A 24,294-nucleotide genomic window follows, 5' to 3' on the forward strand; every position below is an offset into this window, starting at 1 on the left:
ATTTGATGAGAAACCCCGTGTGAAGTGCCGCGGGTCGCCTCGGATTGGGCGGTTCAGCGGGAGCCCTTGGGGTCGAGCGCGTCGCGCACGCCGTCGCCGAAGAGGTTGAAGGCAAGGACGGTGATGAAGATGGCCACGCCCGGAACGATCATGTACATCGGATCCGAGTCGTAGTAGTCGATCGCGTTCGAGAGCATCTGTCCCCACGAGGCGGTGGGCGGCTTGACGCCCACGCCCAGGAAGCTGAGCGCGGCCTCGGTCAGGATGTTCGTGGGAATCATCATCGTCGTGTACACGACGATCGGGGCGACGAGGTTGGGCAGCAGTTCCTTGTACAGGATGTAGAAGCGCCCGGCGCCCAACGAGCGGGCGGCTTCGACGTATTCACGTTCGCGCAGCGAAAGCGTCTGGCCGCGCACCACGCGCCCGATGTAGGGCCAGCCGAAGAAGCCGATGACCAGGATCATCACGAAGACGCGGACGCTGGAACCGGTCATGCCCAGCATGTCACTCGGCATGACCGAGACCAGCGCGATGATGAACAGCAATTGCGGAAAGGCGAGCAGACCGTCCATGACGCGGCTGATGGCGGCGTCCACCCAACCGCCGAAGAAGCCCGCCAGAATGCCGAGGATCGTCCCCAGCACGACCGCCACCAGGGCCGACAGGAAGCCGACGAGCAGCGAGATCCGGGCACCATGGAGGATCCGGGCGAAGATGTCCCGGCCGTTGACCGGCTCGACACCCAACAGGTGCTCGCCGCTGATGCCGCCCAGCGCCCCCTTGGGGGTGCCGAACAGCGCGTCGATCTCCTCCTCGTGGTAGGCGTTCGGATCCTGCCCGACGAGGTCCGAGATCACGGGCGCGAACAGCGCGATCACGACGAGCGCGAGGATGACGGCGCCGCCCGTCAGAGCCAACCGGTCGCGCTTGAGCCGTTCCCAGGCGATCCGCCCCAGCGAACGGCCTTGTACAGGCTTGGTGTCGCCGACCGTCGTCGCTTCCCCGGCCGCGCTCGGGGCCGCTTCCGCGATCGGCTCGTGCAATGGTGCCGTCATCTGACAGGGACCCCTCTCAACCGGCGCCGGCCGGAACGTATGTGTCGCTGTGGCGGCGTCATCACTTCGTCGGCGACAAGGGCGGACGCCCCTGCTGTGGAAGTCCTCAACGCATCGGCGCCGCGCCGACAGGCCGAGGAGTTGGAGTTCTGATCCAGCCGGACCGCGAGATCGGGCCCGGATGGACGTGTGGTGGGCGCCGGACCACCACACCGCTCACAAGAGCTCGGCCACGAGACCGGAGTGCCGGCCCACCGCCGCTGCGTTGGGTACGGCCGCCGGGGGTGCCCGCCGCATCCTTGCTGGATTGTGCATGCGGACAGCGTGGCCCCTGGAGTGGCCGGGTTCATGCGGTATCCGACCAGAGATTTCTCTGATGCTTTGTACGACTGGCTAAAGTCGCGGACTCCGCTCGGCCGGAATTCTGGACCTCACCGCCATCGACGGCTCCTTCGTCGGCAGGTCGGTATCCACTTCCTGCGGAACACCATGGCGTTGGAGATCTGTCGACCACGGTGGGACCGCTTCACGCGGGCGCCGAGTGCGGGCACGGCGCCGGCTCCCTCGGCGAACTCTGCGGCGGCCGGCGTCGGCGCATCGCCATCACCCGCGCACCGAAACTCCTGATCACGCTGATCCCGTCGCACATCCCCACGTCGTGTGGGAGGCGTGCGATGCCGCCGCCGTCATGCGCCACGGGCACCTCATGGGAAGCGCACGTCGGCACGAGTACACCCGAATCCCTCCGCACGCGGCTCCACTTCCGGCCACGTGCTCCCTCCCACGCGAAAGGACCCGCCGTGTCCTTGGACCTGCACCACCGCGCGGTCGTCGCCGATGCCCACAACGACCTCCTCATGGCCGTTGCCGCCCGCCCCCCGCAGCACTGGGGCGGGTTCTTCCGGGACCGATGGCTGCCGCAGTTGCGCGAGGGCGGGATCGACATCCAGGTCCTGCCGGTGTTCATCGACGAACAGTTCCAACCGGAGGGGGCATTGCGGCAAACGCTGCGCATGATCGAGTGCGGTCGTGTCCTCGCCGAGGCCAACGCCGAACACGTTGCCCTGTGCGTGAGCGGCGCGGACATCGACAGGGCTCTCGCCGACCACAAGATCGCGCTCGTTCTCGCCCTGGAGAGCGCACCGGGCGTCGACGCCTCCGTCGAACTGTTCTCCACCCTCTTCCGGCTCGGTGTGCGTATCGCTTCGATCGCCCACTGGGGGCGCACCCCGCTCGCCGACGGCAGCCGGGAGGAGGCCACCGGCAGTCGGCTGACTTCCTCCGGCGTCCGGGCGCTGCGGGAAATGGAACGTCTGGGCATGCTGTTCGACATCTCCCATCTGGGATCCAGTGGCGTGGGCCATGTCCTGGAGTTGGCCACCCGCCCGGTGATCGCCACCCATTCCTGCGCCCGCGCCCTGCGGGATCACCACCGCAACCTCACCGACGACCAGATCCGTGGAGTGGCCGGCACCGGGGGAGTGGTGTGTGTGAACTTCGTCCCGGGCTTCCTCACCGACGACGCGGCGAAGGTGAGCGTCGACCGGGTCGTCGACCACATCGACCACGTCGTCTCCGTGGCCGGCATCGATCACGTCGGCCTCGGAGCGGACTTCCTCCGCGAGGTGATCGCGGACCTCACCCCGCCCTGCTGCGAGGACGCCGACGACGAGGACCCCCTCTTCGACTTCCCCGACCTGGAGGGCCCGGCCGACATGCCCCTGGTCACCGCGGCGATGGTGCGCCGAGGCATGCCCGAGGAGCACATCCTGAAGGTCCTGGGCGGGAACGTGCGGCGGCTGATGAGCGAGCACATGGGCTGACGCCCGATCGGTTCCCACCGCGCCCGGCGTGCCCGGTCACCCCCCGGGGAGCAGCGCTGCCCGCGTCGGGTCCGGAATACCACTCGGCCGCACGGCCGGCCCCGGTCCGCCGCGGCGGACGGCTGTCCGGGCAACCCCCGACGGCAACCACCCCGCCGGGGTGGGGTGTTCCACGCTCGCCGGCCTCGGCGCGGCCGGCGATGCCACGCACACCGACCACGAACCCTGTCATCACCGCCACCATGCCGGCCCGCGCCCGGCCCCTGGCCCACCCAGTCGGAGCACCGCGATGAACGGATCCACAATCCGAGAACTGCACATGATGGAGGACCTCGATGCCGTCAGCCTCCTCTATGCCGACATCTGGGGGTCCCGACCCGGCGCCTCACCCATCTCCGCCGAGGTCATGCGGGCGCTCTCCCACGCCGGCAACTACGTGGCCGGAGCATACGAGGACGGCCGTCTGGTGGGGGCGTCGGTCGCCTTCTTCGGCGAACCCATAGGCACCAGCCTGCACTCGCACATCACCGGCGCCGTGGTCGGGCGCGGCGTGGGCCTTGCCCTCAAGATGCACCAGCGGCAGTGGGCGCTTGCCCATCGACTCAGGCGCATCACCTGGACCTACGACCCGCTCATCCGCCGCAACGCCTACTTCAACCTGACCAAACTGGGCGCCCGGCCGGAAGAGTACCTGACGTCCTTCTACGGCACGATGCACGACACCATCAACGGCGGCGACGAGTCCGACCGGGTCCTGGTCGCCTGGGATCTCACCGCGCCCTCCCCGCCCCGGATGATCGAACCGCCCGCCGGCGCCGCCCACCGCGTCCGCAACCGCGAAGGCCGCCCGGAGACCGCCGCGACCGACGCCGAGACCGTACTCATCGACCTCCCCGACGACATCGAAGCCCTGCGCCGCACGGATCCCGGCGCTGCCCGTGCCTGGCGACTGGCCGTACGAGAAACCCTGGGCGGCCTGCTCGCCGAAGGCGCCCGTGTCGTCGGCTTCCACGAACGCCGCTGCTACGTGGTCCAACGACCCACGACCCGCAAACGCGGCACAACCCACATGTGACCACCCGCAGAGGAGCCACCAGTCATGAAGACGAAGATTTCCGGCGTCGAGCTGCGCCGGATCGCGATGCCGCTCGTTGCCCCCTTCCGTACCTCCTTCGGTGTGGAGACCACCCGCGATGTGCTGCTGGTCCGCGTGGTCACCACCGACCACGAGGGTTGGGCCGAGTGCGGGGCCATGTCCGAGCCGCGCTATTCCTCCGAGTACGTCGACAGCGCCCGGCACGTCCTGCGCAGGTTCCTCATCCCCGCCTTGCCGAAGGACGGCTTGGACGTGCACGAGGTGGGACGAGTCCTGGAGCCCTTCACCGGCCACCGGATGGCGAAGTCCGCGCTGCAGACAGCGGTGCTGGACGCCCAACTCCGCGATGCCGACCAGTCCTTCGGCTCCTACCTGGGTGCCGCTCGGGACCGGGTCCCGTGCGGTGTCTCGGTCGGGATCATGGACTCCGTGCCCGAACTCCTGGACGCCGTGGAGAGGTACATCGCCGAGGGCTACGTCCGGATCAAGCTGAAGATCGAGCCCGGCTGGGATCTGGGCCCCGTGCGTGCCGTGCGCGAACGCTTCGGTGACGATCTGCTCCTGCAGGTCGACGCCAACGCCGCCTACACGCTGTCGGATGCCCAACATCTCGCCGGGCTCGACGACTTCGGGCTGCAACTGATCGAACAGCCCCTGGCCAACGACGACATGGTCCAGCACGCCGCACTGGCCAAGCGGCTGCGCACCCCGATCTGCCTGGACGAATCCATCAAGTCCGCCGCCCACGCGGCGGCGGCCATCTCCCTCGGCGCCTGCTCCGTGATCAACATCAAGCCGGGCCGGGTCGGCGGATATCTCGAAGCCCGTCGCATCCACGACCTCGCCCGCGCCCATGGCATCCCCGTCTGGTGCGGCGGGATGCTGGAGACCGGCATCGGCCGCGCCGCCAACGTGGCTCTGGCCGCGCTGCCCGGCTTCACCCTCCCGGGTGACACTTCCGGCTCCAGCCGGTACTTCGCCACCGACGTCACGAAGCCGTTCGTCCTGTCCGACGGACACCTCGAGGTCCCCACCGGCCCCGGCCTCGGTGTCGAGCCCCGCTCCGACGTCCTCGACGAGGTAACCACGTCCAGCGAATGGATATCGATGTGACAACCGGGACGACCGCCCGGGAAATCCGGGTTCCGGGGTTGGGCGCCGAGCGCGCCGAGGGCCCTGCCCGGGTATTCGGACAGGGCCCGTGCCGCTGTGCCTCGCGGAGCCGCGGGGCCGGCGTCCCGCGCGTCTCGTCGCGGTCGGGGGTCGGCGTCAGGGGTTGTTCGTCGCTCCGCCGACCGGCACCGGGATGCCGGGGGCGACGGGGGTGGCGGCGGTGTCGTCCGGGGCTCGACGGGTGCGCCTCTGGTGGACGAACGCCATGATCAGGACGACGGCGGCGGCCAGGAGCGAGAGCAGCATCTGCTTGCGACCGACGTCGTCGTACAGCATGTAGCCGATCACGAAGAGCAGGAACGCCGTGGTGCCGTAGGTCAGGTACGGGAAGAGCCACATCTTCACGGTCAGCTTTTCGGGCGCCTCGCGCTCCAGGATGCGGCGCATGCGCAACTGGGTGAGGCAGATCGACAGCCAGATGAACAGGGCGATGGCGCCGGAGGAGTTCAGCAGGAAGTCGAAGACTGTCTCCGGCGAGGTGTAGTTGAAGAACACCGCGACGAAGCCGAAGACCACCGAGGCCAGAACGGCGTTGCGGGGGACGCCGCTGCGGCTGACCGCGCCGAAGGCCTGCGGTCCGTCGCCCCGCTTGGCCAGCGAGAAGGCCATCCGCGACGCGCTGTACAGGCCGGAGTTGAAGCACGAGAGCACCGCGGTGAGCACGATGACGTTCATGATCTGGCCGGCGGCCGGGATGTCGAGGTGGTCGAGCACCGCCACGTACGAGCTGTCTCCGACGGCGCTGGAGTCCCAGGGCATCAGCGTGACCACGATCAGGATGGAGCCCAGGTAGAACAGCGCGATCCGCCAGATCACGCTGTTGGTGGCGCGGGTGACCGCTCGGCGGGGGTCCTTGGACTCGCCCGCGGCGAGGGTGACGATCTCGCTGCCCATGAAGGAGAAGGCGACGAGCAGCATGCCGGAGAGGATCTGGCCCCAGCCGTTCGGCAGGAAGCCGCCGTGCCCGGTGAGGTTGGTCAGGCCGACCGGGTCGGTGTCGGGGAGCACGCCGAAGACCGCGAGGCCGCCGATCACCAGGAACGCCGCGATCGCGACGACCTTGATGCCCGCGAACCAGAACTCGAACTCGCCGTACGAGCCCACCGAGATCAGGTTGGTCGCGGTCAGCAGCACCATCACCGCGAGGGTGAAGGCCCACTGCGGTACGGCGGTCACCCAGCCGTGCAGGATCGCGCCGCCGGCGGTGGCCTCCACCGCGAGCACGACGACCCAGAAGAACCAGTACAGCCAGCCGACCGTGAAGCCCGCCCAGCGGCCGAAGGCGCGGTCGGCGTACGAGGAGAAGGATCCGCTCGTGGGGTTGGCCGCCGACATCTCGCCGAGCATGCGCATGACGAAGACGATCATCAGACCGGTGAGGGCGTAGGAGATCAGGATGCCCGGGCCGACCTTGTTGACGCCCGAGCCGGAGCCCACGAACAGGCCGGCGCCGATGACCCCGCCGATCGCGATCATCGACAGGTGGCGGTTCTTCAGACCGCCGCTGAGGCCCTGCTCGCCGGAAGGCGCCGCCTCGATCGGGTCGGGCGGCGCGGTCTTCCGGCCGGGGACGTGGGACGACATGCAATAGCTCCTCGTGGTGCGGGCGTGCGACGTTCACCAATGCGAAACGGGGTGCGGACCCGGTGTACCGGGACCGTGGGGAACGTGTGAGGCCTGTCACGGACCCGGAGGAAGGTATGTCTGGTTTGAATAGATGAGCAATGCATTGATCTATGAATATGACTTATGCCACATAGGGGGATCGATGGGTGATTGTGTCGTCGCAGGACGTCGGACCCCGACGGGCGTGGGAACGATCGGCGTCGCGGCCCGGGCTCCACCACCGAGCCCCGTCCTGCCGTCCGAGGGGCGGCGCCGGGCCGGACGGGCGAGCGGCGCGAAGGGTGAGAGCGGGCGACGGCGCGCGGCGTCGCGCCTGTGCGCTCCGCGCGAGTGGCGCGCCCCCGGTTCGGCGGTTCGGCCGTTCAGCGGCCCAGCGGCCCGCGCGGCTCCACCGACCCGCCGGCCAGGCGCTCGCGGTCGAGCGCGTCGTCGAGGGTGCAGGCGGCGGTGATGAGCGAGAGGTGGGTGAACGCCTGGGGGAAGTTGCCCAGTTGTTCGCCGCTGGGGCCGACCTCCTCGGCGAACAGGCCCACCGGGTTGGCATAGGTAAACATCTTCTCGAACGTGTAGCGGGCGTTGCGCAGGCGGCCCGCGCGGGCCAGTGCGTCGACGTACAGGAAGGTGCAGAGGCTGAACGTGCCCTCGGAGCCGCGCAGGCCGTCCGGGGACGCGGTCGGGTCGTATCGGTAGACCAGGCTGTCGGAGACCAGCGTGCCCTCCATCGCGTCGAGGGTGGACAGCCACGCGGGGTCGCGCGGCGCGAGGAAGCCGACGCGCGGCATCAGCAGCAGGGAGGCGTCCAGCACGTCGCCGCTGCCGTAGTGCTGGACGAACGCGCCGGCGGTGTCGCTCCAGCCGCGCTCCATGACCTGTTCGAAGATGGCGTCGCGGGCCTTGGTCCACACTTCGGTATTCGCGGGCCGGCGGAACGCGTCGGCCAGGCGCAGGCCGCGGTCGAAGGCGACCCAGCACATGACCCGGCTGTAGGTGAAGTCCTTGCGGCCGCCGCGGGTCTCCCAGATGCCCTCGTCCGGCCGGTCCCACCAGTCGGCCAGCCAGTCCAGCGCGCGGGAGAGGGTCTTCCAGCCGACGTAGCCCGCCTGTGGGGCGATCTCGCGGCCTTCGGAGACGCCGTACAGCGCCTCGCCATAGATGTCGAGTTGGAGTTGATCGGCGGCGGCGTTGCCGAGCCGGACCGGCGCGGAGCCGCGGTAGCCCTCCAGGTGGCCGAGGATCTCCTCGGTGGTCAGGCGTTCGCCGTCGATGCGGTACATGATCTGCAGTGGTTCGGCGTCCCTGCCGACCGAGTCGCCCAGGCGTGCGCCGAGCCAGTGCACGAAGTCGGTGGCCTCCTCGACGAAGCCGAGGTCCAGCAGCGCCCGGATGGACAGCGAGCCGTCGCGGATCCAGGTGTAGCGGTAGTCCCAGTTCCGCTCGCCGCCCACCTGCTCGGGCAGACCCATGGTGGCCGCCGCGACCGGGGCGCCGGTGGGCCGGTAGGTGAGCAGTTTGAGGGTGATCGCGGAGCGGTTGACCATGCCGGGCCAGCGGCCGCGGTAGTTCGACCCGCGCACCCATCGCTGCCAGAAGTCGGTGGTGTCCCACAGTTGTTCGATGACGGCGTCGGCGTCGGGCGGGGGTGGTGCCGCGCCGTCGGGGCCGCAGAAGGTGAACACGGCGACCGCGCTCTCGCCGTCGTTCAGGGTGACGCTGCCGTACAGGTCGTCGCCGTCGCGTTCCAGCGGGAAGGTGCTCTGGAGGTATGCGGTGGCGCCGGGGGCTCGGAAGGCGGCGGCGTCGGGCCGTACGTCGAGCCGGTGCGCGGCCCTCCCGTAGTCGAAGCGGGGCCGGCACTCCAGGTCGAAGCGGACCGTCCCGCGCACGGTGCGCACGATGCGGACCAGTGTGTGCCGGTCGCTCGGCGCGCGGCCGGTGAGCGGCGGCATCAGATCGACGACCTCGCCGACGCCGTCGGGCGACATGAAACGGGTGACCAGGACCGCGCTGTCCGGGTAATAGAGCTGTTTGCGAGCGATGTGCCCGCCGTCGACCCCGAGGCGGAAGTAGCCGCCCCGCTCGTGGTCGAGCAGGGCGGCGAAGACGCTCGGCGAGTCGAAGCGGGGAGCGGCGAACCAGTTGACGACGCCTTCCGAGGAGACCAGGGCGGCGGTCTGGAGGTCGCCGATGAGTCCGTGTTCCGCGATGGGAGGGTAGCGCTCCATGCGTTCGGTATCCTTTATGCGGCTTATCGGTCATCTGGAACCACTATCGGGCAGACCCCGCGGCGTCGCCTGCCGGGACCGAGTCGCGATCCCGGTGGTGTCGCGGTGGCGGGCGGCTCGCGGGATGCGGCCGAGTGGCGTCACGGCACGCCGCGGGGAAGGCACGCCACGGCGGACTCGTGCAGGCCGGCCGCGGGGTCCGCGGGTGGATCGACGGTGGCGCCGACTCCCTTTCGTCCGGGTGATCGGCGCGATGCTCGGTTGTGTCCGATGACCGGGTGCGGGCGGTACGGCGTCTCGAGCGGGGCCGTCTGTTCCTCGTCGAGGGTGATGTCCAGTGCGGCGATCGCGTCGTCGATGTGGTGCGGCTTGGTTGCTCCGAGCACGGGCGCGCTCACGGCGGGGGACATTCGCGGCCAGGGCCCGGAGTCGAAGGCGGTTCGGGCGGCTTGGACGGCGCCGAGCACATCCACGACGCCGCCATCCGCGATCGTCGCGAGCACCGATCCGTCCCCGGGCGAGACGTCGTCGAACCGACCGTTGCCACCGGGCGGCCAGGATCCATTCCCGAACAGCCCGGCTTCCGCGATGGTGCCGATGTCCAACGTCATGGCCACTCCCGTCTCCCGTCTCCCGGGACGCGACACGTGTCGAGATGGCGGGCAAGGGTTGGAGGCCGACGAGGATCGGTCAACTTGACCAGGTCAAGGGATCCGTCGGGGATGTTCCGTGCACCACGTCAACGCCGGGTGGGCGACACGGTGGGCTTCCGAAACGCGTTCGTCCGTGCGGAATACTCGCCGGCCGTGCTCTGAGCCGTCGACAATCCGTTCATCGGCGGTCAGGCAGGCAGGGACATCCGTACCAGCGACCCCATCGGAGCCGCACACGGTCGGCAGGTCGGGGCGAAGGCCCGCGCCCTGCGCAGGAGCGAGCCGCAAGCCGCGTGCGACTGGGCCGTGCGCGCGGGCGGTCGAGCGGACGATGGGCCGGTCGGCGAGACGCGGGGACGCGGCGCCCGGCGTTACGAGGGTCGTGGGTTGCCGGGCTTGAAGGTGAAGCGCATGACCTCGCCCAGCGCGCCTGGGCTGCCCAGGTCGACGCCGTTGACGTCGAGCCGCACCGCGCCGGCGTTACCGATCAACAGGTCGATCCTCGAGGGATCGGTGAACTGCCGCGTGGCGCCCTCGTCCACGCGTCCCTCGAAGATCAACGTTCCGTCGGATGCCTTCGCGGTGATCCAGGGGCTCTTGCTCGACGCCTTCACCCTGACGACGACACCGGCGGGATACCCCGAGGTGGAGCCGCTCGGTGTCGCCGAGTTCGGCTCCGGCGCGGCGGACGGAGGTTGCGTACCAGGGGGTTTCGGGGTGCTTGCGGCGTTCGGTGTGGACACGGACGAACTCGACGTCGTCCCCGTGTTGCCGGTGGACCGACTACCGTCGCTCGCACCGCCATTGGAGTCGTCGATCAGCAGGAGGGGCACGGTGATCGCCGCCGCGACCGCCGCGACGACGGACAACACGACGGCGGGCATCCGCTTTCCGGCGAAGCGGCCGCGCGGAGCCGTCGACGGGGCGGCAGGCGGTGTGGCCGGCTGTTGCGGCACGACGGGGTCGAACGGCGTCGGTGGTTCCGGGGGTTGTCGTGGTTGCTGCGGTTGAGTCGGTGCGTATCGGAGGGCAGGGGTCACTTCCGTGGCGGCCTGCGCGTTCGCGGGCGCAGAGGACGCGGCCGGTTGCCGGTGCGCCGCTGCTCGGTCGGCCACCAGGGCTTGCAGCGTGGGCGGTAGCCAGTCCGGCCCGAAGTGCGGCGGTGCGATGGCGACCAACTGCTCCAACAGGGCCCGTGCGGAAAGGCGTTCCTCCGGCTCCTTGGCCAGGCAACCAGCCGCCGGGCCGCGCAGGGGCTCCGGCAGGTCGCCCAGGTACGGCTCGTCCTGCACGACCTGCCGCAGGAGTTCGGCGAGCGACGCCGACGCGTACGGAGGCCTGCCCGTCCCCGCGAACACCAGGACGCAGCCGAGCGCGAACAGATCGGACGCGGTGCCCGCCCGCATGCCGTGTGCCTGCTCGGGGGACAGGTAGCCCGGTGTCCCGATGATCGCCCCGGTCGCGGTGAGCCGCGCCGCGAGGCGGTCGGCGGGGGAGGCGGGGTCGTCGGCGCCCACCGCGATTCCGAAGTCGATGATTCTGGGCCCGTCGGCGGCCAGGAGGATGTTGGCGGGCTTGATGTCGCGGTGCGCCGTGCCACCGGAGTGGATCGCGTTCAGGGCCTCCGCGAGTCCACACGCCATCACATGCAGGGTGGACGCGGGCAGCGGACCGAACGCGCGTATCGCTTCGTCGAGGGTCGGGGCCGGGATGAACTCGGTTGCCAGCCAGGGTGGTTCACCGTCCGGGTCGGCGTCGACAACGGCCGCCGTGAACAGTGAGGCGACACCGCGCAGTGCCTGGACCTCCTGCCGGAAGCGCGCTCGGTAGTGCGGTTCGGAATCGAGGCCGGAGCGGATCACCTTGACCGCGACGAGGCGCCCGCCGCGCGAGCGCCCGACGTACACGCTTCCCATGCCACCCGAACCCAGTCGGCCGAGGATCTCGAAGTCACCGATGCGCCGCGGATCAGTCGGCCCCAACTCGTCCACCGCACCCCGTCCTTCGTCTGTCGCCGCCGACCACACGGTGCCATACGTCTCAAGCGCGCCGCGCCGGAACCGCCGCCACCCGGGGGCCGTGCCCGGCAATGGTCGTGCGCAGGATCTCGATCCACCAATCGAGCATGCGATCTCGCGCTGTGGTGTCGAGTCCGACGCTCCTGCGGAAGTCATCGCCGAATAGGGGATCCATCGCAACGGCTTGGTGCAATCCGGCCATCGTCAGTTGGATCGCCTCGCGGGGCGGGGGAGTTCGCCCTTCGGCGGCACACTGTTGCCGCGCCTGAGCGTGCAGTCGGTCCACCACCTCGTCGAGCAGGCCGCCGCCGGTGTCGCGCCAACCGGACTGATGCAGGGCCAGCGCCAGTTCGGCATAGCCGTCGGCATAGAGCGCGGACAACGCCCGCACCAACTCGGCGGGGTCGACCGGGCCGTCGGTCCACATACTCAGCACCGCGTGCAGTTCGGCCTTGAGCTTCGTCCCGCCGAATCGCAGCAGCGACTCCAACAGCCGGTCACGCGTGCCGAAGTGGTGGTTGACCGCCGCGTCGGTGATCCCGATCTCGGCGGCGACGGCGCGCACCTGTACGGCGGCCGGACCACCGGCGGCGAGCAACTTGCTCGCCGCCTCGAGGATCATGCGCCTGGCGTCTTTGGGGTTGCGTCGTACGCGGGTGGGCACGCACTCACCCTACCTTGATCAGTCAAGGTGGCTCCCTTCGCCCTGAGCGGGCAAGACAAGGAAGCGAGTGGATGCGCGCGGAAGTCCGTGATTCCGGCTTCGGGTGTGCGGGGCCGGGCGTCAGGCGGATACCGCACCGAGCAGGCCGCCGTCGATGACGAGGTCCTGGCCGTTGACGTAGGACGCGTCGGACGAGGCGAGGAATGCCACGGCCGCCGCGATCTCCTCCGGGCGTCCGACGCGGCCTGCCGCGATCCGGCCGGTCAGCGCCTTCGCCTCCGCCGGCCCGATGCGCGCGACGCCGACGCCCGTGCGGCCGGCGCGTGTGCAGTCGGGGGTGGCGAACTCGGCGAAGCTCATCGGGTTGCTCCCGTTGTCAGCACGGCCTTGCCCCGTATCCGGCGCTCCCGCAAGTCCACCAGCGTGTCGGCGGTTTGCGACCAGGCGGCGATCCGGCCGATCTCCGGGTGCAGCCGCTCCTGCTCCACGAGGCGTACCAGGGCTGCGAGGTCGGAGCCGTAGGGGGCACCGGCGTAGTGGAAGTGCCGGATCGTGACACGCTCGGGCCCGCTCAGCAGTTGGAAGAAGTCGAGGGTCACCGGGGTGCGGCTGGCCTGGCCGAACCAGACGAGCAGCCCGCCGGGACGCACCTTGGCGAGGGCGGCCGGCAGATCGGGCCCGCCCGCGGACTCCAGCACGACGTCGAACGGCCCTCGAGCCGCCGCGACGTCGTGCACCACCTGCGCGCCCAGCTCGGCGAGCCGCCGGCCGCGAGCCGGCGTGGCCGTGACCGCTGTCAGCTCGGCCCCGGCAGCGACGGCCAGTTCGGTGACGTAGTGGCCGACCCCGCCTGCGGCACCGGTCAGCAGCACTCGCCTGCCTGCCAGGGAACCGGCCGTACGCAGCAGACGCAAGGCGGTGATCCCGGCCAGGGGCAGGGCCGCCGCCCGTATGCTGTCGACCCCGTCCGGGAGCACCGCGAGCGAGTGAGTGGGCACGGCGGCGTACTCGGCCCAGCCGCCCTGCGCCGGATGTCCGACCACGCGGGTGCCGATGCCGGGACCCGAGCCGTCGGCCGCCGCCTGCACGACGAGCCTCGCGATGTCCTTGCCGGGCAGCATGCCAGGCCGGGGGTGTTCGAGGAGGAACGTCTCGCCTCGGTTCGGAGCGAACGCCTCGACCTTGACCAGCGCCTCACCGTGTTCCGGGATGGGCCGGGGAGCCTCGGTGAAGGCGACGGGACGCGCCGCCTCCCCGGTGGGAATCAGTCTTCGCATGGCGAGCATGCAACCTCCACGGCAACCCCGTGATCCAACAGCGCCCACGCACAGCCGACAACTTTCGGTTGTCACCTATGGTGGGAGCCATGGATCTCGACGTGGCACAGGTACGCGCCTTCGTGCGAGCCGCCGATGAACTGCACTTCGGGCGGGCGGCAGGGACGCTCGCCATTTCCCAGCAGGCGCTGTCCAAGAGGATCGCGCGGCTGGAATCCCTGCTCGGCGTCGAGTTGTTCCAGCGCGACGGCAACGGGGTTCGCCTCACCGAGGCCGGACAGCGTTTCCTCCCGCCGGCCCGGCAGACCCTGACCGTCGCCGACGCCGCGGTCGCGGCGGCGGTCGGCAGGCACCGTCCACTGCGTGTCGACGTCTGGGGGCACCTCTACGCACCGATGCGGACGCTGGCCCATGTCGCCGGTCAAGCCGGGGACCTCACGCTGGGGCACGGTCGCGACCTGCCGTCGGTGACGGCGGCACTGCTGCACGGCGACATCGACGCGGCCTTCGGCCGGGTCCACCCCCCGCTGCCGTCCGGCCTGACCCACCGCCTCGTGCGCCTGGAGCCGGTGGATGCCGTACTGAGTACGGACCATCCGCTCGCGGCCGAACCGGCACTGCGGCCCGACCGGTTGAGCGACAGCGTGCTGTGGGCACCCGGTCGGCTGGACCGGCTCGACTTCCTGCACCGGTTCGCCGACCGATTCGAGATCCGAGACACGGCCACGAGCGTCAACCTGGGCCTCGCGCACTTCCTCGCCGAGGTGGCGCAAGACCCGCGAGGCTTCTCGCTCCTGCCCGCGGACGCGCCGCTGCCGGAGATCCCGGGGCTGCGCTCCGTCCCGCTGGTGGACCCCACGCCGCTGTACGCCTGGTCACTGCTGTGGCGCGCCGGCAACGGACACCCGGGACTGGGCGACCTCACCGCCGTCTGCGCCACCGAAGCGGCGCAACGCCGGTGGCTGGAGTACGACCCGGCTCGCGACTGGCTGCCCGAACCGCCCGCGAACCGGGCCGTCGGCAAGGAGCAGGCGATCCCCACGGCAACGGCCTAGCGGTACGCGTCGCGATACCCGCGCAGCCGGGAGGCGCGTGCGGCGGGCAGCCCGACCAGGTGTGTGGGCGAGGTACGCCCAGACCCCGCTGTCCAGCGGCACCCCCGAGTGGCGGCCGGGTGTGTCCTCACCATCCGCCCGCCGGGATCGTCCGCGGTGATGGTTGTGGTTGGCTTGGTGGCATGGAGGCAATTCTGGTCAGTGCGTGTCTGCGTGCGGTGCCGTGTCGGTTCGACGGGCGGCACTCACCCGAACGGCATGCGGACCCGGGCCGATTGCGTACCGACCCCCGCGACCGACTCACGCCGGTACGTCGGGCGGCACGACCTCCCGGGTCGAACCGTCACAGTTCCCGACGTGGACCGCGCGGTGCCGGTCCGCGAGACTGACCCCGCATGGGTTGCGCGGTGCCGAGAGACCAAGACGCGGACGGACGCCTCGGAGCGAGATCAGCTCGAACCGCACCTGTTCGCCCTGGGGCAGGTACAGCGTGGGGATGTTCCCGCTCGACCCGACGTCGTAGACCGCTCCGGCCCGATTCGCCGGGCCCTCCAGGTAATTGAAAGCCCACTGCCATGGGGGCCGACCACCTTGACCACGTTGACCGGCGCGGATGCGCCCGTCGGCGCGCGCGTCGTCGCCGGGGCCTCGTCGTTGTTCGTGGCGCTCCCTTCGGCGGAGACCCCGGCGGACGTCGGGCCTTCGGTGCGAGGGAGATCCGGTATGCCGCCGTCCCCCGACGAACACGCCGTCAACAGCAGTGGCAGGGCCAAAAGACCTGTGGCCAACCGGCCCGCATGCGAAGCTCGCCCGAAACGGGGCACGGAGTGCCCCCTCTGTCGATTCCGCAATCCCTCATGCGCTCCTGGTCGCCCATCCTGACAGCCCCGAGGGCGCCGGCGACGGCCGGTGACGGGCTTACCGGGCGGTCGGGAGTCGGGATGCGGACGTGGTTCGGCCGGTGCGTTCGGCGTGTGCTCGGATCAGGGCGGCGTAGCGGTGGCCCGAGGACTTGATGGTGCGTTCCTGGGTGGCGTAGTCGACGTGGACGAGGCCGAAGCGCTTGTCGTAGCCGTAGGCCCATTCGAAGTTGTCCAGCAGGGACCACGCGAAGTAGCCCCGGACCGGCGCGCCGCGCTCGATCGCGCGGGCACAGGCGGCGATGTGGCCTTCCAGGTAGGCGGCGCGCAGTTCGTCGTGCACCTCGCCGGCGGCGTTGCGCTCGTCGGGCCAGGCCGCGCCGGATTCGGTGACGTGCAGGGTGTCGACGGGGTATTCGGCCGCGGCGCGGACCAGCAGTTGCTCCAAGCCGTCGGGATACACCTCCCAGTCCATGCCCGTGGTGGGTGCGCCGGGTACCGGGACCTGGCGGAAGTGCGGTGCGGGGCCGGTCGGATCGTCGGTGACGATCTGGCGGAAGTAGTAGTTGATGCCCAGGAAGTCGATCGGCTGGGCGATCACCTCGGCGTCCCCGGCCTGTTCGGGCAGTTCCACGCCGTACACCTCGCGCATGTCGCTCGGGAAGCCGCGGCCGTACACCGGGTCGAGCCACCAGCGGTTGATGTGTCCGTCGGCGCGGGCGGCCGCCGCGATGTCCTCGGCGCGGTCGGTGGCCGGCTCGCACGGGCTGAGGTTGACGACGTAGCCGACGGAGGGGGTGCGCGGCGCCGCGGCCCGAACGGCCCGGGTGGCCAGGCCGTGGCCGAGCAGGAGGTGGTACGACGCGCGCACGGCGGCGGTCAGGTCGGTCAGGCCCGGTGCCATCCGGCCCTCCAGGTGGCCGATCCAGGCCGAACACAGCGGTTCGTTGAGGGTGATCCAGTCGGTGATCCGGTCGCCGAGCCGACCGGCGACGACGCCCGCGTACTCGGCGAAGCGTTCGGCGGTGTCGCGTACGGTCCAGCCGCCGGCGTCCTGAAGGGTCTGTGGCAGGTCCCAGTGGTAGAGCGTGGCGAACGGCCGAATGCCCGCGTCGAGCAACCTGTCGACGAGCCGGTCGTAGAACGCGAGCCCCTTGGCATTGACCGCACCGCTGCCGGTGGGCACGATCCGCGGCCAGGCGATCGAGAAGCGATAGGCGTTCAGGCCCAAGTCGCCCATCAACGCCACGTCTTCGGGCCAGCGGTGATAGTGGTCGCAGGCCAGGTCGCCGGTGTCGCCGTTGTCGATGGTTCCGGGGGTGTGGGCGAACGTGTCCCAGATGGACGGCAGTCGGCCGTCCGCTGCGACGGCTCCCTCGATCTGGTAGGCGGACGTGGCCGCTCCCCAGACGAAGTCCTCGGGGAAGGCGGTCGTATCAGGCATGAGGTTCCTTCGGACGTTCCGGGCATGCCTCGCATCGCGCCCGCGCGTCGTGTCGACACGCGTGCGTCGGGCGCGAATCCGCGAGAGGTGCGATGGGGCTGAATCGGGCTGGTGAGCGGATGTACGGGTGTGCGGATGCAGGGGTGTGCGGATGCAGGGGGTGCAGGTGATGGATGTGCGGGTGTACACGTGCGCGGTGCGCGTGAGCGGGGAGTTGTCCGGCGGCTGTGGGACCGACCGTTCGCCCGGCTGCTCGACGCCCACCCGGACGGCTACTTGACGGCACCGGCGGTCAGGCCGGCGACCAGGTAGCGCTGGAGGAAGAGGAAGCCGGCGACCACTGGCACGCTCACCACGAGCGAGGCGGCCATCACCTGGTTCCAGAAGACGTTGTTCTGCGTCGCGTACCCCTGAAGGCCGACCGCGAGCGTGCGGGTGGACTCGTCGGTCATCACCGAGGCGAACAACACCTCGCCCCACGCGGTCATGAACGCGTACACGGCCACCGCCACGATTCCCGGCGACGCGGCCGGGATGACGACCCGGATCAGCGCGCCGATCGGCCCGTTGCCGTCGACCATCGCGGCCTCGTCCAGGTCGCGCGGAATGGAGTCGAAGTAGCCGACCAGCATCCAGATCGCGAACGGCAGCGAGAAGGTCAGGTAGGTGACGATCAGCCCGAGCCTGCTGCCGTAGAGCTCGATGCCGGTGGCGTTGCCGATGTTGACGAACAGCAGGAACAGCGGGAGCAGGAACAGGATTCCGGGGAACATCTGAGTCGACAACACCGAGATCGAGAACACCTGCCGGCCGCGGAAGGTGTGCCGGCTGATCGTGTACGCGGCGAAGACCGCGATCGTCACCGAGCAGACGGTCGCGACGCCGGAGACGACCAGGCTGTTCACGAAGTACCGGCCCAGCGGCACCGTGTCCCAGATGTCGGCGAACGGGCGCAGGGTGACCCGCGAGGGGATCCAGCGGAACTCGCGCTGCACGTCCTCCAGCGGCTTGAGCGCGGAGGTGACCATGACGTACACCGGGACGAGTGCGAACACGGTGAGCAGGCTCAGTCCGACCCGGCGCACCCAACGAAACCACCGCGGCTCAAGCATCGGCCCTGCCTCTCAGCCGGCCGACCGCCAGATAGGCGAGGCTGACCAGCATCAGGAACAGCAACAACAGCACGGACATCGCCGAACCGGTGCCGAAGTTCCAGGTGACGAACGAGTTCTGGTAGATGTGGATCGAGAGCAGGTCGGCCTCCTCCGGCGCCGACTTGCCGAACAGCACGTACGGCGTGTTGAAGTCGTTGAACGTCCACAGGAACAACACCAGTACGACGACCCGGTTGACCGGCGCGAGCATCGGCAGCGTGACCCGGCGGATCTGTTGCCAGACGCCGGCGCCGTCCAGCGAGGCGGCCTCGTACAGATCCTTGGGGATGTTCTGCAACGCGGCCATCAGGCACAGGAACGCGAACGGCCAGGTGCGCCAGACGGCGGTGATCACCAGCGCCCAGAAGCTGTTGCCGCCGATCAGCCAGAACGGCCGGTCGTCGACCAGACCCAGTTGGTCGACCAGGACGTGGTTCACCAGGCCGGTGTCGCGCTGGAACATGAAGCCGAAGGTGATCACGCCGGTGTACACGGGCAGCGCGTACGGGACCAGGAACACCGCGCGCAGCACCGCGCGTCCGCGGAACGCGCCCTGCATCAGGATCGCGCCGATCGCGCCGAGCAGCCACGAGATGCCCACGACCAGCGTGGTGAAGGCGACCGTGATCCAGAACGAGTGCAGCAGCGACTTGCCCACCGGGCCGTCGATGTCGATCGCCAGTCGGTAGTTGTCGAATCCGGCGAAGGGTGCGCTGCTCCAGTGTCGGATGTGGAACTGGGTGAGCTTGAGGAAGCTCATCCCGATGCCGACGAACATCGGGACGATGTGGATCAGCAGTTCGAGCAGGATCGCGGGTGCCAGCAACAGATAGGGCAGCGCGCCGCGGCGGACGCGAAACGGCCGGCGCAGACTCCTGCGGGGGCGTGGGGTGGGTGGAGGGTCCTTCGCGACGGTCGGCTGCCGCGTGGTGATGGCGGCCATCGAGTACTTCCTTTCGTGATCCCGCGCCCGACCGCGGTCGTGGTGCACGCCGGTGCCCGGCGGGCGGGTTGGTTCGGGGGCGGGGGAACCGGCCCGCCCCCGAACCGATGTGACGATGGGTCAGCCGGCCGCGAGCATCTTCTGCTGGGCGTCCTTGAGCCGGGAGCGGACCGCTTCCTCGTTGATCGTCCTGCCGGAGGCGGCGTCCGCGACCAATTGCTTGACGGCGTTGCCGACGAAGGTCTCGAACTGGCTCTCCGACGGCAGTTGCGGCAGCGGACTGGCGGTCTCGGCCAGGACCTTCTGGTAGACCTTGACGTTCTCGGTCTGGAACGCCGGGTCGCCGTAGGCGTCCTTGACCGAGGGCAGCGAGCCGTAGGCCTTGTTCAGCACCGTCTGCGTCTCGGCGCTCGTCATGAAGGCGAGCAGTTCGGTCGCGGCAGCCTTGTTCTTGCTGCCCTTGAAGATGGACATGTTGATCCCGCTGACCATGCTGTTCATCTTCTCCCCGCCCAGGGGCGGGCTCGCGGGCATCGGGATCGGCACCACGCCGATGTCCTCGGCCTTCATGCCGTTGGAGATCAGCGAGCCGCTCGCGGACTGCCACATGAGCATCGCGGACTTGCCGCCGGCGAAGTCGGCGAGCGACTGCGTGCCCGCGCCGTACTCGGCGTTGCTCGGGTTGACGATCTTGTCCTTGCTCATCAACTCGACCAGGCGCTGTACGCCCCTGACCATCTCCGGCGAGTCGAACCTGGGCTTGTCGCCCGCGAAGATGTCGGCACCGTACTGCTTGCCGAACGTGAAGGCGTGGTGCACCAGTTCGGTGCCGCTGCCGCCTTCGAGCGCCAGTCCCCAGCGGCCGTTGCCGGTGAGCTTGGCACCCACGTCGGCCATCTCGTCCCACGTGGTCGGCGGCTTGAGGCCGGCGTCCGCGAACAGCTTCTTGTTGTAGTAGAGCGCATAGGCGTTGCTGTACACCGGCAGCCCGACGGGCGGCTTGCCGACCGCTCCGGTGGCGGCGTAACTGGGGCCGAGGAAACGATCCTTGCCGCCGACCTTCGCCAGGATCTTGTCGTCGATCGGCACGAACGCGTCGGTGGCCTGGAGCGAGGCGGACCACGTGTTGCCGATGTTGAGCACGTCCGGCCCCTTGCCGGAGGTGGTCGCGGCGAGGATGCGGTTGAGCAGATCCGCCCACGGGACGACTTCGAGGTCGACCTTGATGCCGGTGCGCTGGGTGAACTTGTCCAACTCGGGCCGCAGGACCTGCTTGTCGTGCTCGATGCTGGTGCCCTGGTTGCTGGCCCAGTAGGTCAGGGTCCGGCCCGCGTTCGAGCCCGAGTCGGAATCTCCGGAGGACGAGTCGTCGGATCCACCGCACGCGGCGAGGGTGGAGGCGGACAGGATCAGCGCCACGGCGGTGGCGACTCTTCGTACACGCACGATGATGAGCTCCTCGGTACGGATGGGTGCGGTGGGGAAGCGGCGGGCGCGGGGGCAATGGAAGGTGCGAGAGCGGAGTGCGGGGGGCGGTGCCGGGTGTGCGAGGAGGTGCGGGGCGGGGGGCACCGGGCGCGCGCGGGGGCATGGGCTGCGTGGGGTGTGGGCGGGCGTGGCCCGGTGAGCGGTTCGGTGCGGCGCCGAGATGGTGGCTTCGGGGGCACGATCGATCGGATCTGCCGGCCCGTGGTCACCGAAGACTTCTTTCGAGGTGTGATTTAACTCGGTGGTCACAACACCGTCAAGAGTTTGTTCAACACGTAAATTAAGCGGTGTTCATTGATGGAACGGCCTTGACTGACTTGCTCCATGAGTTGAAATATGTACGAAGCATTGACCGGCATGGGAGTGACGATGGCGCCGAACAAGCTCAGTACGGTCCAGGACCTGCGACGCGGCAACCGCGCCCAGGTCCTGCTGCGGCTGTACTCCGACGGACCGCTCAGCCGACAGGAGCTGAGCGGACTCACCGGCCTGAGCGCCGCGACCGTCAGCAACGTCGTCGGCGAACTCGTCGACTCGGGCATCGTCGGTGAGGCCGGGGCCCTCGACAGCTCCGGCGGCCGCCCCCGGGTACTGCTGCGCGTGGAACCGGGTTACGCCTCGGTGATCGGCGTCGACGTCGGCGAAACCCGGGTCCGGGTCGAGCTGTTCGACCTGTCGATGCGGGAGATCGCCCGCGACGACATGGCCCTGTCCGCCCAGGGCGCGGACGTCGAGGAAGTGGTGCGCCACATCCTCACCGGCATCACCAAGGTGATCGGCGAGGCCGGCGTGGACCCCGCGACCATCATGGGCGTGGGCATCGGCGTCCCCGGCCTGGTCGAACACGGACCCGAACTGCTCGTGCACGGACAAACCACCGGCTGGGACGCGGTCCCCCTGCTGCGCCTGCTCCGCGAGGGCACCGACCTGCCCCTGGTCATCGACAACGGCGCCAAGACCATGGGCCAGGCCGAGATGTGGTTCGGCGCCGGGCGCGGCGCGGAGAACGCGGTGATGATCCTGCTCGGCTCGGGCATCGGCGCGAGCATCGTCACCAACGGCAAGCCCTACCGCGGATCCACCACCAGCGCGGGCGAGTTGGGCCACCTCACCGTCAACGTGCGCGGCCGCCGCTGCCGCTGCGGCGCCCTCGGCTGCCTGGAGGCGTACGTCGGCGCCGAAGCCGTCCTGGACAGCTACCGCGAACTGCGGTCCGACGACGTGCTCACCGGCGCCGACGAGGAGACCCGCCTCGCCGCACTGGTGGCCGCCGCCGACATCTCAGCCGCGGCGGCCGAGGTGCTGGAAACCACCGCGCTCTACCTCGGTGTCGGCATCGGCAACCTGATCAACCTGCTCAACCCGCAACGCGTCGTCCTGGGCGGCTGGGCCGGCCTGGTGGTGGGCGCACGCATGCTCCCGGCCATCCAGTCCCACGCCGCCGAACACTCCCTGCGCCGCCCCTTCGAGGGCACCATCATCGAACTCGCCCGCCTGGGCCCGGACGCGGTGGCCCTCGGCGCGGCCACCCTCCCGATCGAACGTTTCCTGCGCTCGGGAGGCGCCCGCGAGTGACGGACGGCGCCCGGCGAGTCCGGGCCCGGGGTCTTAACGGCCGGGGGCCGGTCGCGGGGGTGTGCCACGCCCGCGCGACCGGCCGGCTCGTGACCCGGGCCGGGCGGGCCGCTTCGACGGTCCCGGTCCGGGCCTGAAGCCCGCGTGGCCAAGGGCCGCCCGGGCGTTCCCATATGTGCCTCGTGGCGGCGAACCTGCGGACCGGTCTCACCGGCGTCGGTACGCTGCTGCCGGCGATCGAGCACAGCAGTGGCCTGGCGTCGAGCTGGGGCGGGTTGCTGAGCACTCTCCCGCTGCTGACGTTCGCCGCGACGTCGCCTCTGGTGGCCCGAACCTCTCACCGGTTCGGCACCGCACGCCTGCTGGTGGCAGCCCTCGGCGTGCCGGCCGTCGGAACCGGCGACAGGCCGCCCGCACGGCGGGTTCGGCACTGCGCCGCGGTCCTTCAGGGGGTCGCCCGGAGGATGTCGGCGATCGCGCGGTACCCGCGATCCTGGGCGTGCCGCAGCGGTGTGACCCCGCTCTTGTCCGCGATGCGGGGGTCGGCGCCGGCCGCGAGCAGGAGCCGGACGACCTCCTGGTGGTCGGGGCCGCCGTCGCCGAGGATGACCGCCTCCAGCAGTGCGGTCCAGCCGAGATTGTTCACGTGGTCGACGTCGATGCGGGTTTCGGCGGTCGCGAAGCGCACATATTCGACGTGGCCTCGCTCGCTCGCGGGGATCAGCGCGGTGCCGCCGTACCGGTTTCGCAACGTCGGGTCGGGGTCGGCGGGCAGCAGCGTACGGGCCATCTCCACGCTGCCGGTCACACCGGTCACGAGCCACGCCGTGTCGTCGCGGTAGTCGCGCGCGTCGGGATCGGCGCCCGCGGCGACCAGGATGCGCGCGGCCTCGACGTGGTCCTCGATCGCGGCGAGCAGCAGGGGCGTACGCCGGTCGCCGTCGCGCGCCTCGACGTTCGCGCCCCGCTCCAGCGCGGCACGTACGCCGGCGGTGTCGCCCTTGCGCGATGCGTCGAGCAGGGCCCGGTCGTCCCGCGGGGTTCCGCGGGGCGGTGTCGTGGTCATGGTCCCTCCGGGTGGCAGGCGTGTTGCGGGGGTCGCGGATCCGGGGGCCTCGGCGGCGTTCGGCGGCGCGGCAGGTGGCGATGACACGGCCGGGCCGGACGGGGCGGCGCTCGCGGACGCGGGCGGCGCCGTACTCGAACCGGAGCCGCCGTCGCCGCTCCCGCAGCCGCTCACCAGCACGGCGGCCACGGTTCCCAGCACCACGACGGACGCGCCGGACCGCCACCGGGCGACCGGGGGAGCGCCCGACGCGGTGTGCGGCTCGCTCACCGCGTTGTTGTCCGACTTCGGGTTTCGCTTCATGGCAGCCGGTCCTTTCCGTCGCGCCGACTGCCTCCATCGTCACTGCGCGGGCCGGCAGCCGGATCCCCGGAGCGGCTGCCGTCGCGCACCCGAGCGGTCGACCCCCGGGTCGGCCGATCGGATGATGCCCGGCCCGCTCCCCTTCGTACGCCCCTTCAGCCGGCCGAGCCGTCCGGTCCCCGGCGAGAGGCGAGAAACCTCGGCCGTCGATGTCGAGAACCCGTGACCGGCTCCGTCCCCGGTGTGAACGCGACCACAACAGGTCGCACGGGCGAGGAGAATCACGATGGCCAAGTACCTGTTGCTCAAGCACTACCGCGGCGCTCCGGCCTCGGTCAACGACGTGCCGATGGAGAAGTGGACGCCGGAGGAGATCTCGGCGCACGTGAAGTACATGAACGACTTCGCGGCCTGGCTGGAGGAGACCGGCGAGTTCGTGGACAGTCGGGCGCTCGCCCCGGAGGGGACGTTCGTGCGCTACGACGGCGAGGGGCGCCCGCCGGTCACCGACGGTCCGTTCGCCGAGACCAAGGACCTGATCGCCGGGTGGATGGTGATCGACGTCGAGAGCTACGAGCGCGCCGTCGAACTGGCCGGGGAGTTGTCGGCCGCCCCCGGGGCGGGCGGGCGCCCGATCCACGAATGGCTCGAAGTGCGCCCGTTCCTGGGCACGCACCCGACCGTCACGGAGTGACCCCGGCCCTGGACCGGGCACCGCTGCGCGGGCCCCGGTTGCTCGCGATCCCCGTCCGCCGGAGCCGACTTCGCGGCGGCCCGGGACGCCGAACCACATCGA

The 24,294-nt window shown here is 70.2% G+C and carries 19 protein-coding genes; 6 read left to right on the forward strand and 13 right to left on the reverse strand.

From position 1 onward, the window contains the following. Positions 1 to 53 precede the first annotated feature (53 nt). Positions 54 to 1,058: an ABC transporter permease gene (locus ACIRL2_RS41875; protein WP_395860059.1), complete on the reverse strand. Its 1,005-nt coding sequence runs from the start codon at positions 1,056 to 1,058 to the stop codon at positions 54 to 56. Between the two features lie 800 nt (positions 1,059 to 1,858). On the opposite strand from ACIRL2_RS41875, the gene ACIRL2_RS41880 reads away from it, so the two are divergent. The 3 genes from ACIRL2_RS41880 to menC all read left to right on the forward strand — a co-directional run bounded on the left by ACIRL2_RS41880 (position 1,859) and on the right by menC (position 5,090). Continuing rightward, positions 1,859 to 2,881, forward strand: coding sequence for a dipeptidase (locus ACIRL2_RS41880; RefSeq protein WP_402239581.1), 1,023 nt, complete (start codon positions 1,859 to 1,861; stop codon positions 2,879 to 2,881). 289 nt (positions 2,882 to 3,170) lie between these two features. Further along, complete coding sequence (locus tag ACIRL2_RS41885; protein WP_402239584.1) at positions 3,171 to 3,956, forward strand: GNAT family N-acetyltransferase; 786 nt, start codon at positions 3,171 to 3,173, stop codon at positions 3,954 to 3,956. A 24-nt stretch (positions 3,957 to 3,980) separates the two neighbouring features. Continuing rightward, positions 3,981 to 5,090, forward strand: coding sequence for an o-succinylbenzoate synthase (menC, locus tag ACIRL2_RS41890; protein WP_402239586.1), 1,110 nt, complete (start codon positions 3,981 to 3,983; stop codon positions 5,088 to 5,090). 156 nt (positions 5,091 to 5,246) lie between these two features. On the opposite strand, the gene ACIRL2_RS41895 is transcribed toward menC, so the two are convergent. The 7 genes from ACIRL2_RS41895 to ACIRL2_RS41925 form a co-directional block, all read right to left on the reverse strand. Continuing rightward, entirely contained in the window at positions 5,247 to 6,734 is a 1,488-nt protein-coding gene (locus ACIRL2_RS41895) for an amino acid permease (RefSeq protein WP_402239588.1), read from the reverse strand. Positions 6,735 to 7,138: 404 nt separating this feature from the next. Next, on the reverse strand, positions 7,139 to 8,998 hold the full coding sequence (locus ACIRL2_RS41900; RefSeq protein WP_395860049.1) for a glycoside hydrolase family 15 protein: 1,860 nt from the start codon (positions 8,996 to 8,998) through the stop codon (positions 7,139 to 7,141). 140 nt (positions 8,999 to 9,138) lie between these two features. Then, positions 9,139 to 9,609 carry a hypothetical protein gene (locus ACIRL2_RS41905; RefSeq protein WP_402239590.1) on the reverse strand — a complete coding sequence of 157 codons (471 nt, stop codon included), beginning with the start codon at positions 9,607 to 9,609 and terminating at the stop codon, positions 9,139 to 9,141. 413 nt (positions 9,610 to 10,022) lie between these two features. Beyond that, complete coding sequence (locus ACIRL2_RS41910) at positions 10,023 to 11,642, reverse strand: RodZ domain-containing protein (protein WP_402239592.1); 1,620 nt, start codon at positions 11,640 to 11,642, stop codon at positions 10,023 to 10,025. Positions 11,643 to 11,691: 49 nt separating this feature from the next. Continuing rightward, positions 11,692 to 12,333 (reverse strand): TetR/AcrR family transcriptional regulator, encoded by a 642-nt coding sequence (locus ACIRL2_RS41915; protein WP_402239593.1) that lies wholly within the window; start codon positions 12,331 to 12,333, stop codon positions 11,692 to 11,694. Positions 12,334 to 12,453: 120 nt separating this feature from the next. Beyond that, complete coding sequence (locus ACIRL2_RS41920) at positions 12,454 to 12,693, reverse strand: SDR family oxidoreductase (protein ID WP_395860041.1); 240 nt, start codon at positions 12,691 to 12,693, stop codon at positions 12,454 to 12,456. Then, positions 12,690 to 13,610 (reverse strand): zinc-binding dehydrogenase, encoded by a 921-nt coding sequence (locus tag ACIRL2_RS41925; RefSeq protein WP_402239595.1) that lies wholly within the window; start codon positions 13,608 to 13,610, stop codon positions 12,690 to 12,692. Before ACIRL2_RS41925 ends, ACIRL2_RS41920 begins: the two co-directional genes overlap by 4 nt. Positions 13,611 to 13,699: 89 nt before the next feature. Here ACIRL2_RS41925 and ACIRL2_RS41930 point away from each other — a divergent pair, with 89 nt between their 5' ends. Continuing rightward, positions 13,700 to 14,665 (forward strand): LysR family transcriptional regulator, encoded by a 966-nt coding sequence (locus tag ACIRL2_RS41930; RefSeq protein WP_402239597.1) that lies wholly within the window; start codon positions 13,700 to 13,702, stop codon positions 14,663 to 14,665. A gap of 918 nt (positions 14,666 to 15,583) precedes the next feature. Here ACIRL2_RS41930 and ACIRL2_RS41935 read toward each other — a convergent pair. The 4 genes from ACIRL2_RS41935 to ACIRL2_RS41950 all read right to left on the reverse strand — a co-directional run bounded on the left by ACIRL2_RS41935 (position 15,584) and on the right by ACIRL2_RS41950 (position 20,512). Beyond that, positions 15,584 to 16,969 (reverse strand): GH1 family beta-glucosidase, encoded by a 1,386-nt coding sequence (locus tag ACIRL2_RS41935; RefSeq protein WP_395860034.1) that lies wholly within the window; start codon positions 16,967 to 16,969, stop codon positions 15,584 to 15,586. 272 nt (positions 16,970 to 17,241) lie between these two features. After that, positions 17,242 to 18,081, reverse strand: coding sequence for a carbohydrate ABC transporter permease (locus tag ACIRL2_RS41940; RefSeq protein ID WP_395860032.1), 840 nt, complete (start codon positions 18,079 to 18,081; stop codon positions 17,242 to 17,244). Beyond that, positions 18,074 to 19,066, reverse strand: a complete 993-nt coding sequence (locus ACIRL2_RS41945; protein WP_402239601.1) for a carbohydrate ABC transporter permease — start codon at positions 19,064 to 19,066, stop codon at positions 18,074 to 18,076. The genes ACIRL2_RS41940 and ACIRL2_RS41945 overlap by 8 nt, the downstream gene beginning before the upstream one ends. A gap of 120 nt (positions 19,067 to 19,186) precedes the next feature. Beyond that, positions 19,187 to 20,512 carry an ABC transporter substrate-binding protein gene (locus tag ACIRL2_RS41950; protein WP_402239602.1) on the reverse strand — a complete coding sequence of 442 codons (1,326 nt, stop codon included), beginning with the start codon at positions 20,510 to 20,512 and terminating at the stop codon, positions 19,187 to 19,189. 378 nt (positions 20,513 to 20,890) lie between these two features. Between ACIRL2_RS41950 and ACIRL2_RS41955 the strand changes: the two genes are divergently transcribed. Next, the gene (locus ACIRL2_RS41955; RefSeq protein ID WP_395860025.1) at positions 20,891 to 22,129 is read left to right on the forward strand and encodes an ROK family protein; all 1,239 of its coding nucleotides are present in this window, start codon (positions 20,891 to 20,893) and stop codon (positions 22,127 to 22,129) included. A 445-nt stretch (positions 22,130 to 22,574) separates the two neighbouring features. On the opposite strand, the gene ACIRL2_RS41960 is transcribed toward ACIRL2_RS41955, so the two are convergent. Beyond that, on the reverse strand, positions 22,575 to 23,195 hold the full coding sequence (locus tag ACIRL2_RS41960; protein WP_395860943.1) for an ankyrin repeat domain-containing protein: 621 nt from the start codon (positions 23,193 to 23,195) through the stop codon (positions 22,575 to 22,577). A gap of 589 nt (positions 23,196 to 23,784) precedes the next feature. Here ACIRL2_RS41960 and ACIRL2_RS41965 point away from each other — a divergent pair. After that, on the forward strand, positions 23,785 to 24,192 hold the full coding sequence (locus tag ACIRL2_RS41965; protein ID WP_402239604.1) for a YciI family protein: 408 nt from the start codon (positions 23,785 to 23,787) through the stop codon (positions 24,190 to 24,192). The last annotated feature ends 102 nt before the right edge of the window (positions 24,193 to 24,294 follow it).

The organism is Embleya sp. NPDC127516 (assembly GCF_044765325.1).
In the GTDB taxonomy this organism is placed as follows: domain Bacteria; phylum Actinomycetota; class Actinomycetes; order Streptomycetales; family Streptomycetaceae; genus Embleya.

Bases quoted from the DNA above. Each gene is read 5' to 3' on its own strand.
- ACIRL2_RS41960 (WP_395860943.1), bottom strand. From the start codon at position 23,195: ATGACCACGACACCGCCCCGCGGAACCCCGCGGGACGACCGGGCCCTG.
- ACIRL2_RS41875 (WP_395860059.1), bottom strand. From the start codon at position 1,058: ATGACGGCACCATTGCACGAGCCGATCGCGGAAGCGGCCCCGAGCGCG.
- ACIRL2_RS41925 (WP_402239595.1), bottom strand. From the start codon at position 13,610: ATGCGAAGACTGATTCCCACCGGGGAGGCGGCGCGTCCCGTCGCCTTC.
- ACIRL2_RS41895 (WP_402239588.1), bottom strand. From the start codon at position 6,734: ATGTCGTCCCACGTCCCCGGCCGGAAGACCGCGCCGCCCGACCCGATC.
- ACIRL2_RS41920 (WP_395860041.1), bottom strand. From the start codon at position 12,693: ATGAGCTTCGCCGAGTTCGCCACCCCCGACTGCACACGCGCCGGCCGC.
- ACIRL2_RS41900 (WP_395860049.1), bottom strand. From the start codon at position 8,998: ATGGAGCGCTACCCTCCCATCGCGGAACACGGACTCATCGGCGACCTC.
- menC (WP_402239586.1), top strand. From the start codon at position 3,981: ATGAAGACGAAGATTTCCGGCGTCGAGCTGCGCCGGATCGCGATGCCG.
- ACIRL2_RS41940 (WP_395860032.1), bottom strand. From the start codon at position 18,081: ATGCTTGAGCCGCGGTGGTTTCGTTGGGTGCGCCGGGTCGGACTGAGC.
- ACIRL2_RS41965 (WP_402239604.1), top strand. From the start codon at position 23,785: ATGGCCAAGTACCTGTTGCTCAAGCACTACCGCGGCGCTCCGGCCTCG.
- ACIRL2_RS41930 (WP_402239597.1), top strand. From the start codon at position 13,700: ATGGATCTCGACGTGGCACAGGTACGCGCCTTCGTGCGAGCCGCCGAT.
- ACIRL2_RS41885 (WP_402239584.1), top strand. From the start codon at position 3,171: ATGAACGGATCCACAATCCGAGAACTGCACATGATGGAGGACCTCGAT.
- ACIRL2_RS41955 (WP_395860025.1), top strand. From the start codon at position 20,891: ATGTACGAAGCATTGACCGGCATGGGAGTGACGATGGCGCCGAACAAG.
- ACIRL2_RS41905 (WP_402239590.1), bottom strand. From the start codon at position 9,609: ATGACGTTGGACATCGGCACCATCGCGGAAGCCGGGCTGTTCGGGAAT.
- ACIRL2_RS41945 (WP_402239601.1), bottom strand. From the start codon at position 19,066: ATGGCCGCCATCACCACGCGGCAGCCGACCGTCGCGAAGGACCCTCCA.
- ACIRL2_RS41935 (WP_395860034.1), bottom strand. From the start codon at position 16,969: ATGCCTGATACGACCGCCTTCCCCGAGGACTTCGTCTGGGGAGCGGCC.